The organism is Kluyvera sp. (genome assembly GCF_047971185.1).
In the GTDB taxonomy this organism is placed as follows: Bacteria; Pseudomonadota; Gammaproteobacteria; order Enterobacterales; family Enterobacteriaceae; genus Kluyvera.
In genome coordinates, this window is sequence record NZ_JBKDZH010000033.1 from 1 (window position 1) to 15,298 (window position 15,298).

Consider the following 15,298-nt stretch of genomic DNA (forward strand, 5'->3'; position numbering starts at 1 on the left):
ACGTCAGAACGTTTACGGATAAAGGAAGCCGCAACGAAGTCAACGCCCTGTTCGCAACCGAAGATCAGGTCCTGTTTGTCTTTCTCAGCCAGCGCCGGCAGAGCGATAGAAACGCCCGGCAGGTTAACGCCTTTGTTTTCGCCCAGGTCGCCGTTGTTCAGCACTTTACAGATAACTTTGTTACCTTCGATCGCGGTCACTTCCATGCCGATCAGGCCATCGTCAACCAGTACGGTGTTGCCAACGGACAGATCTTTAGTGAAACCTTCGTAGGTCACAGCAACGATTTCGCTGTTGCCGACAACGGATTTGTCGGTGGTGAAGGTGAAGGTCTGGCCCGCTTTCAGGGAAACGTCGTTACCGCCTTCCAGTTTGATAGTACGGATTTCCGGACCTTTGGTATCCAGCAGGATAGCCGCTTTCTTACCGGTTTTGCTCATCACGTTGCGCAGGTTCTGGATGCGCTGACCGTGTTCAGCATAGTCGCCGTGGGAGAAGTTCAGACGCATAACGTTCATGCCCGCGTCGAGCATTTTGCCTAACATCTCTTCGGATTCGGTTTTCGGCCCGATGGTGCAAACAATTTTGGTCTTTTTCATGACAGTCTTAGTCTTTAAGTTGAGATTGAGAAGGATTGGGATTTTGAATTCTCGCTCCATGCGCGCACGGCCACGGAGTCAAACTTGTGTTACGAAAGTTGCTATGCCACGCCATAAGGATAGGTGACATAAAAAAAGCGTGCAGAGGAAAGTGTGCTAGAGGTTCAGCATAGTCAAAAAGGCGATGTTTTAATCGTTTATTGATGTAGTCCAATGAGCTGAAACCATTCAAGAAAGAAACGTGGCGGATTATACGATGTTATGGCGAAAAAAGAAAATAAAAACGCTGTTTCAAAATCAAAACCGGTTAATTAACAAAACAAAAACGATTTTTGCGTGAAAATGTAACAGCGACGATGCGCAACGCGCTTTCTCCGGCGTCGCTACGGTGGGGCGTTAATTTGCTTTCTCGGCGAAACGAAACAATAATGATTTGATTCTTAATGGAAAATAGCGAGCGTAAATGATGGGAAATCAAACGAAAGACGACGTATTATACCAGGAAATGTGTCGCGTTGTGGGCAAGGTGGTGCTGGAGATGCGCGATTTAGGCCAGGAGCCGAAGCACATTGTCATTGCCGGCGTGCTGCGTACCGCGCTGGCGAATAATAAAGTCCAGCGCACTGAGCTGACCCGGGAAGCGATGCAGAAAGTGGTCACGGCGCTTTCAGGGCAGCCGTAACCTGCCGATCAGGCGATAACGAAGCGCAGAATCGATTTCACCGCCAGCTCGCTGTGATGGCGAATCAGCGCTTCATCATCAATATCTGGAAGCGGACCTTCAAGATAGAGGCTATTGAAGCTATAGAAGTTCGACACCTGATAGAAGCTGAAGCTGCTGATCAGCCGATGTACGTCGCGGGCCTCAAGGGCGGGCTGGAAAATCCCCTGTTCCTGCCCGCGGTGTAAAATGTGCTCCAGCAGGGAGAGGGCGCTTTTGTTCAGGCGCTTCAGATCGCCCGATGCCAGCAGCCATTTTCCGCGCTGCATATTCTCCATACAGATAATCCGCATAAAGTCCGCATGTTCAACGTGATAGCGAACGCTCCACTTCACCAATTGTACTAGCGCCTCGACCGGCGGCAGGTTTTCCAGCCCCAGCTGCTGCTCGGTTTCGCGGATCCGCGAATAGACATATTGCAGAACCGCCTGGTAGAGCAGCTCCTTGGTTTTGAAATAGTAAACCACCATCCGTTTAGTGGTCTGCGCCTCGCTGGCAATTTGCTCCATGCGGGCGCCGGCCAGCCCATGTTCAGCAAACACCGCAATGGCGGCGGTAAAAATCCGTGTTTTTAGCGACTGTGCTTCATCTTGAGCAATGGCTGACATAACAACTCCTGTTCATTTTTACCGGGCACAAAAAATACACACAATGATCACAATTTAGCAACCAATTCTGGCGTAGCTGAACCAAATGATTCATATTCGATGCAACTGTTACAGCATGAGCCAGGTGAAACTATGTTGCGTTCTATTGCTACCGTATCCATTTCCGGAACCCTGCCTGAAAAACTGAGCGCAATTGCGGCGGCGGGTTATCAGGGCGTTGAAATATTCGAAAATGATTTGCTCTATTATACCGGTACGCCAGCGGATGTCCGTAACATGGCCGACGATCTGGGGCTGAAAATCACGCTGTTTCAGCCGTTTCGCGATTTTGAAGGTGGCACGCGCGCCCAGTTTGCCGCCAACATGGCGCGGGCAAAGCGCAAGTTTGCGCTGATGCATGAACTGGGCTGCGACACGATGCTGCTGTGCAGCAACGTGCAGGCCGACTGTTCCGCCGATTTTGATCTGCAGGTGGCCGACCTGCGGGCGCTGGCGACGCTCGCGGAGCAGGAAAACATTCGTATTGGTTATGAAGCGCTGGCGTGGGGCACCCACGTGAACCGCTGGTATCAGGCGTGGGAGCGGGTAAAAGCGGTCGACAGCCCGGCGCTGGGGATTGTGCTCGACAGCTTCCATATTCTGGCGCTGGGCGACGATCTTAGCCGCCTGCACGAAGTGCCGATGGACAAAGTAACCTTCCTGCAGCTTGCCGACGCGCCGCTGATGAAAATGGACGTGCTTGAGTGGAGCCGCCATTTCCGCTGCTTCCCAGGTCAGGGTGAGCTGCCGCTGGTGGAATTTACCCGCGAGCTGACCCGCTTAGGCTACCGCGGGCCGTGGTCGCTGGAGATCTTTAACGACGGCTTCCGCGCGTCGCCAAACGGCGCGACGGCAAAAGATGGCTACCGCTCGCTGCTGTGGCTGGAGGAGCAAACCCGCCGCGCGCTGGGAGAAAGCGACGCCGAGCTGTTTCAGACCGCCGATCTCCCGACCTTTAAAGACATCGAATTTATAGAATTTGCTGCCAGCCCCGCCGAGGCGAAAAAGCTCAGCGCCATGCTCGGCGGGATGGGCTTCCAGCTGGCGGGGATGCACCGTTCCAAACAGGTGGCGCTGTGGAGCAACGGCGGCGCGCGGGTGATTATTAACTATCAGCCGCACAGCTGGGCGGATCACTTCTATCAACGTCACGGCGTGTCGCTGTGCGCTATGGCGCTGCGGGTCAGCGCCAGCGCGCCAATCGTCGCCCGCGCCAGAGACTACGGCTACGCCACCTGGCAGGGCGAGGTGGGGCCGAACGAGAGCACTATCCCGGCGGTGTGCGCCCCGGACGGTAGCCTGGTCTATCTGGTGGAGGACCCGCAGGACATCTATTCGCAGGATTTCAACCTCACCGAGGCGGCGACGCAGGGGCAGCTGCTGGGCATCGATCATCTGGCGCTGGGGATGGAGGCGGACAGCCGCGATAACTGGGTGATGTTCTTCCGCGCGGTGCTGGGCTTCACGCTGGAACACGAGCAGACCATGCCGGATCCCTATGGCCTGGTGCGCAGCCTGGCGGTACAAAGCCCGCAGGGTAACGTGCGTCTGGCGCTGAATATTTCCCAGAGCCGCGCGACGCAGATTGCCCGCTCGGTCGCCTGTTATCAGGGGGCGGGGCTCCAGCATGCGGCGTTTGCCAGCCGCGATCTTACCGGTTTGCTGGAGAGCCAGCCGCTGGCGGCCTCGCTGTCGCTGCCGGTACCGGCGAACTATTACGACGATTTGCAGGCGCGCTTCGGCGACGCGGCGCAGGCGGATATCCTACAGCGCCAGCAGATCCTCTACGATCGCGACGGGGCGGGCGGCGAATTTCTCCATCGCTACACCTGGCCGTTCAGCGAAGGACGCTTCTTCTTTGAATTAACCGAAAGACGCCACGGCTACGCGCAATACGGCGCGGTGAACGCCGCCGTGCGGCTGGCGGCGATGCAGTACCGTTAGCGGAGGGGATGTACCACCCGGTACGCTAGCAGACAGACCATAACAATAAACTTTCATCTGCACTCGACAACGACAGGTAAACACTATGAACTCACTCGGCCAAAATCGCGTGGCTACCGCTGAGGCGGTTAACGCGGTACCCCGCTCCCGGCGGCGCATCGGTATTCTGGCGCTGCTGGCGGTAGGCACCATGATTAACTATCTCGACCGCACCGTGCTGGGCATCGCCGCGCCGCAGCTGACCCAGGAGCTGGGCATCAGCGCCGCGGTGATGGGGATTGTTTTCTCCGCCTTCGCCTGGACCTATGCGCTGGCGCAGATTCCGGGCGGCATGTTCCTCGACCGTTTTGGTAATAAGGTGACCTATTTTCTGGCGCTCAGCCTGTGGTCGCTGTTTACGCTGTTCCACGGTTTCGCCGTCGGTCTGAAAACGCTGCTGCTGTGCCGTTTTGGCCTCGGCGTCAGCGAAGCGCCGTGCTTCCCGGTTAATAGCCGGGTGGTGAGCGCATGGTTCCCGCAGCACGAGCGGGCCAAGGCGACCGCGGTCTACACCGTCGGTGAATATCTCGGGCTGGCCTGCTTCGCGCCGCTGCTGTTCTGGATTATGGACGGTTTTGGCTGGCGTACGCTGTTTATCACCGTTGGCGTGGTCGGGCTGCTGTTTGCGCTGGTGTGGTGGCGTCACTATCGCGAACCGCATGAAGACCGCCGTCTGAGTCAGCAGGAGCGCGAATACATCACCGCCGGCGGCGGCATGACCACCGGTGCAGAGCAGCGTAAAGCCTTCAGCTGGCCGCTGGTGCGCCAGCTGTTGCGCAAACGGCAGATTATCGGCGCCAGCATCGGCCAGTTTGCTGGCAACACCGTACTGGTGTTCTTCCTCACCTGGTTCCCGACCTATCTGGCGACCGAGCGTCATATGCCGTGGCTGAAGGTAGGTTTCTTCGCCATTCTGCCGTTCCTCGCGGCGGCGGGCGGCGTGATGTTTGGCGGCTGGGTTTCCGACAAACTGCTGAAGGCCACCGGCAGCGCTAACCTCGGGCGTAAACTGCCGATTATCGCCGGGCTGCTGATGGCGAGCTGCATTATCAGCGCCAACTGGCTGACCAGCGACACGGCGGTGATCCTGGTGATGTCCTTTGCCTTCTTCGGACAAGGAATGGTCGGCCTCGGCTGGACCTTAATCTCTGATATGGCGCCAAAAGGGCTGGGCGGCCTCACCGGCGGCCTGTTTAACTTCTGCGCCAACCTGGCGGGCATTCTCACGCCGCTGGTGATTGGCTTTATCGTGGCGGCCTTTGGCAGCTTCTTCTACGCGATGATCTACATCGGCGGCGCGGCGCTGCTCGGCGTGGTGGCGTACGTGTTTATTCTCGGCGATGTGAAACGCATTGAACTGGATCTGCCTGAGCAGGAGGGCACAAATGCAAATTAGTGGGCATACGCGGTTAATTGCTCATCTGGGTTATCCAACCGAAAGTTTTAAAGCGCCAATGATCTACAACCCCTGGTTTGCCGACCAGGGGGTGGATGTCAAAGTGGTGCCGATGGGCGTGAAGCCGGAAGACTACGCGGCGCTGATCCCCACGCTGTTCTCGCTGACCAACATCGCGGGTGCGCTGGTGACCATGCCGCATAAAGTTGCGACCTGCGCGTTAGTGGACCGTCTTAGCCCGACGGCGCAGATTGCCGGGGCCTGTAACGCGATGCGCCGGGAAGCCGACGGTTCGCTGACCGGCGATATGTTTGATGGCGACGGCTTTGTGCGCGGTATTCAGCGTAAGGGCTTTCGCACCATCGGCGCGCGGGCGCTGGTGGTGGGCAGCGGCGGCGTAGGGTCGGCGATTGCCGCCTCGCTGGCCGCTGCGGGCGTCAGCGCGCTGACGCTGGTGGACGCCCGCGAAAGCGCGGCACAGGCGCTGGCGGACCGTTTGCACACCCACTACCCGCGGCTGAATATCACGCTGATGGCCAACGATCCGGCGGGCCACTCGCTGGTGGTCAACGCCACACCGCTCGGCATGGCACCCGGCGATCCGCTGCCGGTGGACATCGAACGTCTTGATGCCGGAACCTTTGTCGGCGAGGTGGTTATGAAGCAGGAATATACGCCGTTCCTGCAGGCCGCGATGGCTCGGGGTTTGCCGGTGCAGCGAGGCACCGACATGCTGTTTGAGATGATCCCGGCCTATCTGGATTTCTTCCATCTGCCGGTGGCAACGCCGGAGCAGCTCCAGGCGCTGGCGGAAATTCGTTACTAAAGCGCTGGTCAATAGCGTAATAGCCCGGATAATATAACGGTTATGTTCGGGCTATTACGTACCCTCTTATGCACTCTACCTTAACGCTTCTGGCGGCCGGCAGCCTTCGCCGCGCATTTATCCCCCTGATGGCAACCTTCACCGCGCAAACCGGCATCGCGGTTGAGCCGGTTTTTGGCCCGGCAGGCTTGCTGCGGGAGCGCATTGAAAACGGTGCGCCGTGTTCGCTGTTCGCCTCGGCCAATCGTCAGCATCCGCAGGCGTTGTGTGAGGCGGGGCGCGCCAGCGGTCTCCATTTGTTTGCCCGTAACGCGCTGATGCTTACCGCCCGCAATACGCCCCAGACAAGGGGAAAAACGTGGCTGGAATTGTTGACGGACCCCACGCTGCGGTTAGGTACCTCCACGCCGCTGTGCGACCCGTCGGGCGACTACACCTGGCAGCTGTTTGAGCGTATTGAGTCCCGCCATCCGGGAGTGGGAAAGGCGCTGAAGCAGCGGGCGATGCCGCTGGTCGGCGGGCGCGATTCGCTCACGCTGCCGAACGGGGTGATTGCCAGCCAATGGTTGATTGAGCAAGGGCACGCCGATCTGTTTATTGGCTACGCGCATTACGCCACGGCGCTGACGAATCAGGATGCGGTGCGCAGCGTCGCTATCCCTGCGCCGTGGAATATCCACTGTGAATACTACCTGACCTGCCTTGAGGAAAGCGACGCCGCGCGCCGGTTCTGCCAGTTTATTTTCGCTGAAGAGGGGCAGCGCTGCCTGCGCGACGCCGGGTTTATACCGGCGAGCGGCGAAGCGTAAAGAGCGGCGCGATCACCGGAGCAGGATAATCGTCAAGCTGCAGCTTGCGCACCTGCACGCCGTAAGCGCGCTGGAGATTTTCTTCCTGCACCACCTCAGCGGTCGGCCCGGCCAGCCACTGGCCGCCCGGCATCAGCAGCAGCGTATGGCTGGCGACCTGCAGGGCGTGGGTGGGATCGTGGGTGGTAAACAGCACCGTGCGCGACTGGGTATGCGACAGGTCGCTAATGAGCTGCAGGACCGTTTGCTGGTTGCCGAGGTCTAGCGCTGAACAGGGCTCATCCAGCAGGATGTTCTGGCTGGCGCTGACCAGCGCGCGGGCGATCATCACCAGCTGCTGCTGGCCACCGGATAGGTTGCTGAACAGCGAGTCGGCCAGCGTGCAAATATTCAGCTGTGTCAGCGCCTCCAGCACCTGGCGCTCATCCTCCTCCTGCGGCTGGGCGAAGAGGGCGATATGACGCGCGCGCCCCATCAGCACCACTTCTTTCACCCGCCAGGCGAAGGCCGTACGGAACGACTGTGGCACAATGCCCACGCCGCCGGAGATCGCCACGGTGCCCGATAGCGCGGGCAGCACGCCGGTCAGGGTATCGAGCAAGGTACTTTTACCGCGGCCGTTGGCACCGAGGATGGCCCAGACTTCACCTGGCTGGCAGCGCAGATCTAGCGGAGTAAACAGCGGCGACTGATGGCCATATTCCAGCTGTGATAGCGTTAACGTCGGCGTCATTTGAGCACTCCTTTTCGGCTGGCGCGTACCAGCATCACGGCAAATATCGGCGCGCCAACCAGCGCGGTAATAATACCAATCGGGATCTCGGCGGCGGTCAGCGTGCGGGCGAGATCGTCGACCAGCACCATAAAGCTGGCCCCCATCCAGAAGGCGCAGGGGAGCAGACGCCGATGATCGGCACCGGACAGCATCCGCGCCAGATGCGGGATCACCAGCCCCACCCAGGCAATGCTGCCGCTGACCGCGACCTGCGCGGCAACCAGCAGCGCGCAGCACAACAGGACGCCGCGACGCAGTGCGGTGACGCTGACGCCCAGCGCGCGGGCATCTTTGTCGTCCAGCGACAGCAGATTGATGCGCCAGCGCAGTTTGTAAAGCACCAGCGCGGCGACCGCCACCGGAAGGGCGAGCAGCAGCACTTTGTTCCAGTTGGCGGTGGCAAAACTGCCGAGCAGCCAGAAGACAATCGTCGGCAACACCTCTTCCGTGTCGGCCATATACTGCATCAGACTGACCAGCGCGGCGAAGAAACCGCTGAGAATAATTCCCGCGAGGATCAGCACCAGCGTGCTTTCACGCCCCTGTAGCGCGGCCAGCAGATACACCAGCGTCAGCGCCAGCAGGCCGAAGAAGAAAGTGGTGGTCATCATCAGCGGCATGCTCAGCCCGAGCAGGATCGCCAGCGTACCGCCAAAGGCGGAGCCGGAGGTGACGCCGATAATATGGGGATCAACCAGCGGATTATGGAAAACGCCCTGCAACGTGGCGCCGCACAGCCCGAGCGCGCCGCCCGCTAGCAGGGCCATCAGAATGCGCGGCAGGCGAACTGACCAGACAATCTGATGGGCGATATCCGCCGTATTATGCGGATGCGCAAGCTGGGCCAGCACGTCGCCAATCGATAAGCGATATTGGCCAAAGCAGAGGGAGACGACGGCGACGGCCAGGGTGAGCAGCACTAGCCCACCCTGTAACGTTTTGGGGCGGCTACTGATGTGCATTCGCCTGCCAGTCGGTGCGATAGAAACGGTGGTAGTAATCCTGCGCCTGCGCGTCGACATCAACATCTTTATAGCGTTGCGGGTAGAGCTTTTTCGCCATCCACAATTCGCCAATGGCCAGCGCTTCCGGCATTGGGTAGCCCCAGGCTTTGGCGTATTCCGGCATCAGCCACACGCGATGATTTTTCACCGCGTCAATGGCTTGCCACTGCGGGTCGTTGACGATCTGTTTGACCACCTCAGGGTAACGGTCCTGTACAAAAATAACCTGCGGGTTCCACTGTAATACCTGTTCCAGCGAAACCTGACGCGCGCCTTTCACCGTGGCGGCCGCGACGTTCATCGCGCCCGCGTGTTGCATCATCAGGCCGGTGTATTTCCCGGATCCGTAGGTGTTGAGATCCGGGTTTGCCATATACACGCGCACTTTATCCGCCGCCGGGATATCCGCCACCGGGGCGTTAAATCTGGCGCGTGCGGCAAAGGTGTAGTCAATCAATGCCTCCGCCTGGGCGGTGCGGTTAACCACTTCACCAATCAGACGAATACCCTGCTTGAGCCCTTCGTTGTAGGCCTGTTCCTCATCGGCCATCGACGGGTTCATTTTGTTTTTCTCACCCGCCGCGTCCTGGCGCAGGGAGATCGCTACCACCGGGATACCGGCGTTGGTTATCTGCTGAATCATCGCCGCCGGCGCGTAGTTAGCGATAAACACCACCTGCGGGTGCAGCGCCAGCAGGCTTTCCACATTCACCTGGGTCAGGTCGCCCGGCATCGGCAGCGTTTTAATGTTGGGCATAAAGCGGGCGAAGTCGGGGCCGAGCTGTTTTTTCCAGCTGCTCAGTACGCCGACGATATCGTCAGCGGCGTTGAGCTGTACCAGCAGGTTTAGCGTCTGGTGCTGAAGCACCACCACGCGGTTCACGGTATCGGGCAGGGTGACCTGGCGGCCAAGCTGGTCGGTCACGGTACGGTCGGCCAGCGCGGGAGTCGCCGCCGTCAGGCTTGCACAGGCCAGGGCCAGGCAAAAGAGTAATCGTTGTAATGTAGACATGAGTCGCTCATAGCGGAGGGAAATAAACGATGTATATTTGATTATATAACGAAGGAAAATGCAAATCCTGTAGGCGGAATACCCCGAATGGCTTATGAGAAAATACCCAGCAACGAAAAGAGCCGCAAGGTTTCCCCTGCGGCCCGGTTCGGGCGCATGTTGCCATTCAGGCAGCCTGACGCCCGGGCGCTTACTTCCGCCTGTGCCACCAGCCGAGGATCAGACCGGTGAGCACGCCGACCATGACCGGAGCGGCCAGATCGTGCCAGAACATAAGTGCCCACTGCATCAGTGTCATAAAGCCATCCTGATTGCAATGGCAATGGTTAGCGGCTATTCTTGAACTGCTAGGATCAAGGTTAGCCCCCGTTATGTTGCCAGATGATATCGAACAACGTGCGGGGGTTTTCTCTTTCCAGCAACAGATGCCGCCGGGGATCAAGCCCCCGCAACGCTGCGCCTCTCCCACAACGTGGGATTACCGCGATCCTATAGCAGCGCGTATAACCCTTGCAATGAAGGTGCTGTATAAATACACAGTATTATGCTTTTTTTCAGAATTTAGCCCGACGACCTTCATTTTCCCCTTTTATTTATGTGCTTAACTGAAAACATTTTTCGCGTCAGAGTGACACTATGCGTCGTCGTCAATTTCTTCTCAGTTTGAGTGCCACGCTGCTGGCGGCGAGGGTGGGGCTGTCTTCATCTACACCTTCAGAAATATCTACAGTGATGCTGCCGCTATGGCCGGATATTCCGCCCGGCGGCGGCGGTCCAACAGGGCCATTGCAACTGAGCGTGCACGGGGCGCAGCGTCATATCGCGGTTCCCTTCTTCACGATACTGACGCCGTTAAAGGCAAATGGGCACGGCGTGCTGGTCGCGCCGGGCGGTGGTTATACCCGCGTTGAGGTCGCGAAGGAGGGCTGGCCCGCCGCACGCTGGCTGGTAGCTCGAGGTTATACCGCCTATATACTCAGCTACCGTCTGCCGAGGGAAGGTTGGCGCGACGGCTCTCGCGTTGCTTTACAGGATGCCCAGCGGGCGTTGCGCATCATCCGTCAGCGGGAGAATCAGGTGAGCGTGCTGGGATTTTCCGCCGGAGGGCATTTGTTGGGAATGGCGGTAACGCGCGCTGACGAGCGCAGCTATACGCCACTTGATGCGCTGGATAACCTACCGCCGCGAGCCGATGGCGCGGCGCTGATTTATCCCATCGTGACGCTGGAGAAACCTTACACCCACACTTCGACGCATCGGGTATTACTGGGGAAGAATGCGACGGAGGCGCAGGATGCCGCCTGGTCAGTACAACATTACGTGACCCCGACGACTCCACCGATGTTTCTGGCCCAGGCGGAAGATGATTCGGTGTCCGATCCGCACAATACCTTAATTTTGCAGGCGGCCTGTCTTCGTGCAGGCGTATCGGTAGAAATGCACCGTTATCCTTCCGGGGGGCATGGCTTTGGGATGGGCAGAGCAGGAACCAAAACTCTCGCGTGGCCTGCGCAGTATGAAAAATGGCTGCGGGAGCGGTGAATACCGCAGCCAAATCGTGGGGATTACTGGATGAGCGCGTCCGGCGCGATGTTCATATTCTTCAGCACCGGCCCCATAATATTGCCGAAAATGGGGGCCGCCACCGAGCCACCGAAGTGGGTCCCGGCGGTCGGGTTGTTGACCACCACCACCAGCGCCACTTCCGGATGGCTCACCGGCGCGACGCCAGCGGTGTAGTTGACGTAGCCGCCGTCATATTTGCCGCTATCACCCAGCTTTTCCGCGGTCCCGGTTTTGGTCGCCAGGCGATAGCCCGGCACCGCCGCGCGCACGCCGCTGCCGCCGGGAAGCACATCGCTCTCCATCATATGCACCACGGTTTTAACGATCTCGGGGTCCGCTACCTGTCGGCCCATCACCGGCGGCGTAACTTTGGTAATCGACAGCGGGCGGTAAACACCAAAAGCGCCGAGCGTCGCGTACTCGCGGGCAATCTGGAGCGGGGTGACGCGCAAACCGTAGCCGAAAGAGAAGGTGGCGCGTTCGATATCGGCCCACTGCCGACGGTGCAGCGGGAAATAGCCCACGCTTTCTCCGCTTAACCCAAGGCCGGTCGGTTTGCCGAGACCGAACGCCTGATAGGTATCGACAAGCGCCTGCGCCGGCATCGCCAGCGCAATATGCGAGACGCCAATATCGCTCGATTTTTGCAGGATACCAGTTGGCGTTAGCTGCGGCCAATGGCCAACGTCGCGGATCAGGTGACCGTTGACGCGATACGGCGTGGTGTCCAGCAGGGTATTCGGCTGAATGATGTGTCTCTCCAGCCCCTCGACGATCACCAGCGGCTTAACCGTCGACCCCGGTTCAAAGCTGTCGTTAATCGCTACGTCGCGCATCTGTGTTTGCGTGGCGTTATCGAAATTGTTGGGGTTATACGACGGGTAGGAAGCCATCGCGAGGATCTCGCCGGTATCGATTTTAACCAGCACCGCCGCGCCAGAATCGGCCTTATTCAGCAGCACGCCGTCGCGCAGTTTGCTGTACAGCGTGTATTGGTCGAATTTATCAATGCTGAGCTGCACGGTGGGCGGCTGTTTCGGCGCATCGTAATCGAGAACGCTAATAATGCCGCCGCTGGCATCTTTACGATAAATTTCTTTCCCCGGCTCGCCCTGTAAAATAGTGTCGTAGCCACGCTCAACGCCGTTCAGCCCGTTATTATCCGCGCCGACGATACCTATTAACGGGGCCGCCGCTTCGCCCATCGGATAGAAACGGCTGTCGTCATAAACTTCGCTGATGCCTTTTATATGCAGGTCGGCGATATCTTTCGCAATCCCAAGCTCAACTTTGCGATCCAGAAATAGAAAATGACGGTGGGCGTTCTGATAAATTTTGCTCGCAATGCGATCGACGGTGGTATTCAACGCGGAGGCGAGATATTGCCATTTGGCATCGTGGAAATTCGGGCTGGCCTCCACCACTTTTACCGGGTCGACCACCACGTCACGGGATGGCACGCTCATGGCAAGGGCTTCGCCATCGCGATCGACCAGGGTGCCACGGTTGGTGGGCAGCACCACGGTGCGCAGCGAACGCTGGTCGGCCTCTTTTGCCAGCATCGGGTGATTTAAAAATTGCAGGTCGGCCACTCTCACCAATAACACGCCCAGGCAGCCAAGGATCCCCAGACAGATTATTGTGTAACGAGACGTAATAAATGAGTCTTTATTTTGTTTTTCTGTTGATTTTCTTTTCATTTGTAACATAAAACCACATGAATTTTATTTTTTATAATCAATTGCCCACCTGCCGTGATTCAGCACGGCTGCGCTGAGGCAATATAAATACCCATTACCCGGCGAACTCGCAAAACAGTTTACAGGTAACATGATTGATAACAAGCAATTAAGTTAACAGATTATTTCATCGTTGCCTGTTTATTACCGGGTGTTAAATGAGGGCGGTTATTAGCTAAAGAGTGAACGATGGCGTCAAAAAATAGCCAATAGCAGATATTAAACGCCAGTAACTTTGTGGGTATTGTGCATGTAAAGGCATGGTTATCAGAATTAGACATACCCGACTCTTGTTATAACATAACGCTATTTTTTGGCCGTTATTTTCGCTGAAAGCGGGTTTATGGCCTCTAATTCATTGTGGTGATGAATGCATGGTCGCATAATAGCGGCCAACCTCCGCAGGTGCGGGGTTAAGCGCCAGCTTTTTCTGGTGATGAAGGATACACAATGCAAAGGCGTAACTTCCTGAAAGGTGCCGCGGCCCTCTCGACGCTGGGCCTGGTAAGCCCGGTTTTTGCTAAAACGGACGCGAAGGCTCAGCCTGCCGTTGCGGCTTCTGGCAAATTCCGTCGTTTTGTTATGACCCAAACTTACAGCCTGAAAGCACCGGAAGGCTCTTCCGGGAAGGTCAATTTGTGGATCCCCATCCCGGAAGATACCGCCTTCCAGCAGCTGCTGAATCTCTCCTTCAGCGGCAACTACCAGACCGCCACCCTGAATGCCAATAACCGCTACGGCGCGAAAGTGCTGTACGTGACCTGGCCGGCCTCAAGCGGTCCGCTGGATATTAAAGTGGAAATGGACATTGAAACCCGCGACTGGGAAGTGCTGAAAGATAACCGTCTGGCCGACTGGCAGCTGCCGGTTGAAGGCGCGGTGATCCCGGATGAGATTAAACCGTTCCTGCTGGCGACCCCGCATATTCCGGTTGATGGCCTGGTGAAAGAGACCGCGCTGAAGATTATCGGCAGCGAAAAAGCCCCGCTGAAGCAGGCGCGTCTGATTCACGACTGGGTCAGCACCCATATGCATCGTGATGACGCGGTGATTGGCTGCGGTACCGGCGACGTGGGGGAAATCCTTAAAACCGGCAAGCTGGGCGGCAAATGCACCGATATTAACTCGGTATTTGTGGCGCTGTGCCGCGCGGTGGGGATCCCGGCGCGAGAAATGTTCGGCATCCGTCTGGGGGCGAGCCGTAAGCTGAATCACTATTCGGCGAAAGCGTTTGGCAGCGCCGACGATAAAGGCGTGGCCAAAATCAGCGGCGGCCAGCACTGCCGCGCGATGTTCTGGCTGGCCGGTTTCGGCTGGATGCCGGCGGATCCGGCGGACGTCACCAAAATGCGTCTGACCGAGAAGAAAGAGAACGGCGACCCGGCGGTGAACGCGGTGAACGATTATCTGTTCGGCAACTGGGAAATGAACTGGGTGGGCTTTAACCACGCGCGTGATTTCGCGCTGTCGCCGGCCGCAGAGCAGGGCGATGTGAACAATCTGGGCTACCCGTACGCCGAAGTGGATGGCGATCCGCTGAACTTCTACGATCCTGCTGCCTTTAGCTATGACTATGTCAGCGTCGAACAGCATTAAGGGCGGGTTGCTGACGCTGCTGGCGGCGGTCGTCGCCGCTGGCGCATCAACGCTGTGCTGCATTGGGCCACTGCTGTATCTGGTTTTTGGCATTTCTGCCGCCGGGCTGGTGGGAATCCCCGGCGCCAGCTGGTTACAAATCCCGATGGTGATTGTCGCCGTTGGCCTGATGGCGCGAGGATTCTGGCGTCTACATTTATCGCCGAAACCGGTGTGCGTTAACGTGGTGAGCCGTCGGGTGCTGGTGTGGCTGTATTGGCTGGCGGTGCCGCTGGTGCTGGCCCTGATTACCTATCCGTATGTCTTACCGTGGGTCTGGGAGTGGATGGAATGAAAAAATGGCTGTATCTGGCGTTGCTGATGTTTACGCCGTTGAGCTGGGCGGCCGATAAACAGGTCACCATTGATGTCGGTGAAATGAACTGCCCGCTGTGCGTGATTTCCATTAACCAGGCGCTGCGCAGCACCGACGGCGTGATTAAGGCCAAAGCTTCGCTGAAAACGCGCCAGGCGGTGGTGGTGGTGCCGGAGAGTTTTGATAATCAACGGTTATTAGCGGCGATTGCCAAAACCGGTTTTAAAGGTGAAATCCACGGCGAAAGCGTGGTGCAGTAAATAAAGAAAA

16 protein-coding genes are annotated in these 15,298 nt (G+C 58.0%); 9 read left to right on the forward strand and 7 right to left on the reverse strand.

What is annotated here, in order from left to right:
- Positions 1 to 599, reverse strand: a 599-nt coding sequence (locus ACK5JN_RS08290; protein WP_416869726.1) for a pyruvate kinase, incomplete at its 3' end; no start/stop codon positions are given.
- Positions 600 to 1,065: 466 nt separating this feature from the next.
- On the opposite strand from ACK5JN_RS08290, the gene fumD reads away from it, so the two are divergent.
- Positions 1,066 to 1,281, forward strand: a complete 216-nt coding sequence (fumD, locus tag ACK5JN_RS08295) for a fumarate hydratase FumD (protein WP_416869893.1) — start codon at positions 1,066 to 1,068, stop codon at positions 1,279 to 1,281.
- 8 nt (positions 1,282 to 1,289) lie between these two features.
- Here fumD and ACK5JN_RS08300 read toward each other — a convergent pair whose 3' ends face one another.
- Complete coding sequence (locus ACK5JN_RS08300; RefSeq protein ID WP_416869727.1) at positions 1,290 to 1,928, reverse strand: TetR family transcriptional regulator; 639 nt, start codon at positions 1,926 to 1,928, stop codon at positions 1,290 to 1,292.
- A 132-nt stretch (positions 1,929 to 2,060) separates the two neighbouring features.
- Here ACK5JN_RS08300 and ACK5JN_RS08305 point away from each other — a divergent pair, with 132 nt between their 5' ends.
- From ACK5JN_RS08305 to ACK5JN_RS08320, 4 genes are all read left to right on the forward strand, one after another.
- Positions 2,061 to 3,911, forward strand: a complete 1,851-nt coding sequence (locus ACK5JN_RS08305; RefSeq protein WP_416869728.1) for a bifunctional sugar phosphate isomerase/epimerase/4-hydroxyphenylpyruvate dioxygenase family protein — start codon at positions 2,061 to 2,063, stop codon at positions 3,909 to 3,911.
- An 85-nt stretch (positions 3,912 to 3,996) separates the two neighbouring features.
- Positions 3,997 to 5,346, forward strand: coding sequence for an MFS transporter (locus tag ACK5JN_RS08310; protein ID WP_416869729.1), 1,350 nt, complete (start codon positions 3,997 to 3,999; stop codon positions 5,344 to 5,346).
- Entirely contained in the window at positions 5,336 to 6,172 is an 837-nt protein-coding gene (locus ACK5JN_RS08315; protein ID WP_416869730.1) for a shikimate dehydrogenase family protein, read from the forward strand. The genes ACK5JN_RS08310 and ACK5JN_RS08315 overlap by 11 nt, the downstream gene beginning before the upstream one ends.
- Positions 6,173 to 6,240: 68 nt before the next feature.
- Positions 6,241 to 6,981: a substrate-binding domain-containing protein gene (locus ACK5JN_RS08320; protein WP_416869731.1), complete on the forward strand. Its 741-nt coding sequence runs from the start codon at positions 6,241 to 6,243 to the stop codon at positions 6,979 to 6,981.
- On the opposite strand, the gene ACK5JN_RS08325 is transcribed toward ACK5JN_RS08320, so the two are convergent.
- From ACK5JN_RS08325 to ACK5JN_RS08340, 4 genes are all read right to left on the reverse strand, one after another.
- Complete coding sequence (locus ACK5JN_RS08325; RefSeq protein ID WP_416869732.1) at positions 6,956 to 7,714, reverse strand: ABC transporter ATP-binding protein; 759 nt, start codon at positions 7,712 to 7,714, stop codon at positions 6,956 to 6,958. The genes ACK5JN_RS08320 and ACK5JN_RS08325 overlap by 26 nt on opposite strands.
- On the reverse strand, positions 7,711 to 8,718 hold the full coding sequence (locus ACK5JN_RS08330; protein ID WP_416869733.1) for a FecCD family ABC transporter permease: 1,008 nt from the start codon (positions 8,716 to 8,718) through the stop codon (positions 7,711 to 7,713). The genes ACK5JN_RS08325 and ACK5JN_RS08330 overlap by 4 nt, the downstream gene beginning before the upstream one ends.
- Positions 8,705 to 9,772 (reverse strand): ABC transporter substrate-binding protein, encoded by a 1,068-nt coding sequence (locus tag ACK5JN_RS08335; RefSeq protein WP_416869734.1) that lies wholly within the window; start codon positions 9,770 to 9,772, stop codon positions 8,705 to 8,707. The genes ACK5JN_RS08330 and ACK5JN_RS08335 overlap by 14 nt, the downstream gene beginning before the upstream one ends.
- A 190-nt stretch (positions 9,773 to 9,962) precedes the next feature.
- Positions 9,963 to 10,070 carry a type I toxin-antitoxin system toxin Ldr family protein gene (locus tag ACK5JN_RS08340; protein ID WP_416869735.1) on the reverse strand — a complete coding sequence of 36 codons (108 nt, stop codon included), beginning with the start codon at positions 10,068 to 10,070 and terminating at the stop codon, positions 9,963 to 9,965.
- A gap of 338 nt (positions 10,071 to 10,408) precedes the next feature.
- Here ACK5JN_RS08340 and ACK5JN_RS08345 point away from each other — a divergent pair, with 338 nt between their 5' ends.
- Positions 10,409 to 11,314: an alpha/beta hydrolase gene (locus ACK5JN_RS08345; RefSeq protein WP_416869736.1), complete on the forward strand. Its 906-nt coding sequence runs from the start codon at positions 10,409 to 10,411 to the stop codon at positions 11,312 to 11,314.
- Between the two features lie 23 nt (positions 11,315 to 11,337).
- On the opposite strand, the gene ACK5JN_RS08350 is transcribed toward ACK5JN_RS08345, so the two are convergent.
- The gene (locus tag ACK5JN_RS08350; RefSeq protein ID WP_416869737.1) at positions 11,338 to 13,038 is read right to left on the reverse strand and encodes a penicillin-binding transpeptidase domain-containing protein; all 1,701 of its coding nucleotides are present in this window, start codon (positions 13,036 to 13,038) and stop codon (positions 11,338 to 11,340) included.
- Positions 13,039 to 13,527: 489 nt separating this feature from the next.
- Here ACK5JN_RS08350 and ACK5JN_RS08355 point away from each other — a divergent pair, with 489 nt between their 5' ends.
- The 3 genes from ACK5JN_RS08355 to ACK5JN_RS08365 are packed head-to-tail and all read left to right on the forward strand — an operon-like array spanning position 13,528 to position 15,288.
- On the forward strand, positions 13,528 to 14,673 hold the full coding sequence (locus ACK5JN_RS08355; protein ID WP_416869738.1) for a transglutaminase domain-containing protein: 1,146 nt from the start codon (positions 13,528 to 13,530) through the stop codon (positions 14,671 to 14,673).
- Complete coding sequence (locus ACK5JN_RS08360) at positions 14,645 to 15,007, forward strand: hypothetical protein (RefSeq protein ID WP_416869739.1); 363 nt, start codon at positions 14,645 to 14,647, stop codon at positions 15,005 to 15,007. Before ACK5JN_RS08355 ends, ACK5JN_RS08360 begins: the two co-directional genes overlap by 29 nt.
- Complete coding sequence (locus ACK5JN_RS08365) at positions 15,004 to 15,288, forward strand: heavy-metal-associated domain-containing protein (protein ID WP_416869740.1); 285 nt, start codon at positions 15,004 to 15,006, stop codon at positions 15,286 to 15,288. Before ACK5JN_RS08360 ends, ACK5JN_RS08365 begins: the two co-directional genes overlap by 4 nt.
- The last annotated feature ends 10 nt before the right edge of the window (positions 15,289 to 15,298 follow it).

What these genes read in the sequence shown, in the direction of transcription:
- ACK5JN_RS08345 (WP_416869736.1), top strand. Translation starts at nt 10,409, where the DNA reads ATGCGTCGTCGTCAATTTCTTCTCAGTTTGAGTGCCACGCTGCTGGCG.
- ACK5JN_RS08325 (WP_416869732.1), bottom strand. Translation starts at nt 7,714, where the DNA reads ATGACGCCGACGTTAACGCTATCACAGCTGGAATATGGCCATCAGTCG.
- ACK5JN_RS08340 (WP_416869735.1), bottom strand. Translation starts at nt 10,070, where the DNA reads ATGACACTGATGCAGTGGGCACTTATGTTCTGGCACGATCTGGCCGCT.
- ACK5JN_RS08360 (WP_416869739.1), top strand. Translation starts at nt 14,645, where the DNA reads ATGACTATGTCAGCGTCGAACAGCATTAAGGGCGGGTTGCTGACGCTG.
- ACK5JN_RS08315 (WP_416869730.1), top strand. Translation starts at nt 5,336, where the DNA reads ATGCAAATTAGTGGGCATACGCGGTTAATTGCTCATCTGGGTTATCCA.
- ACK5JN_RS08350 (WP_416869737.1), bottom strand. Translation starts at nt 13,038, where the DNA reads ATGAAAAGAAAATCAACAGAAAAACAAAATAAAGACTCATTTATTACG.
- ACK5JN_RS08300 (WP_416869727.1), bottom strand. Translation starts at nt 1,928, where the DNA reads ATGTCAGCCATTGCTCAAGATGAAGCACAGTCGCTAAAAACACGGATT.
- ACK5JN_RS08310 (WP_416869729.1), top strand. Translation starts at nt 3,997, where the DNA reads ATGAACTCACTCGGCCAAAATCGCGTGGCTACCGCTGAGGCGGTTAAC.
- ACK5JN_RS08320 (WP_416869731.1), top strand. Translation starts at nt 6,241, where the DNA reads ATGCACTCTACCTTAACGCTTCTGGCGGCCGGCAGCCTTCGCCGCGCA.
- ACK5JN_RS08335 (WP_416869734.1), bottom strand. Translation starts at nt 9,772, where the DNA reads ATGTCTACATTACAACGATTACTCTTTTGCCTGGCCCTGGCCTGTGCA.
- ACK5JN_RS08355 (WP_416869738.1), top strand. Translation starts at nt 13,528, where the DNA reads ATGCAAAGGCGTAACTTCCTGAAAGGTGCCGCGGCCCTCTCGACGCTG.
- ACK5JN_RS08365 (WP_416869740.1), top strand. Translation starts at nt 15,004, where the DNA reads ATGAAAAAATGGCTGTATCTGGCGTTGCTGATGTTTACGCCGTTGAGC.
- ACK5JN_RS08330 (WP_416869733.1), bottom strand. Translation starts at nt 8,718, where the DNA reads ATGCACATCAGTAGCCGCCCCAAAACGTTACAGGGTGGGCTAGTGCTG.
- ACK5JN_RS08305 (WP_416869728.1), top strand. Translation starts at nt 2,061, where the DNA reads ATGTTGCGTTCTATTGCTACCGTATCCATTTCCGGAACCCTGCCTGAA.
- fumD (WP_416869893.1), top strand. Translation starts at nt 1,066, where the DNA reads ATGGGAAATCAAACGAAAGACGACGTATTATACCAGGAAATGTGTCGC.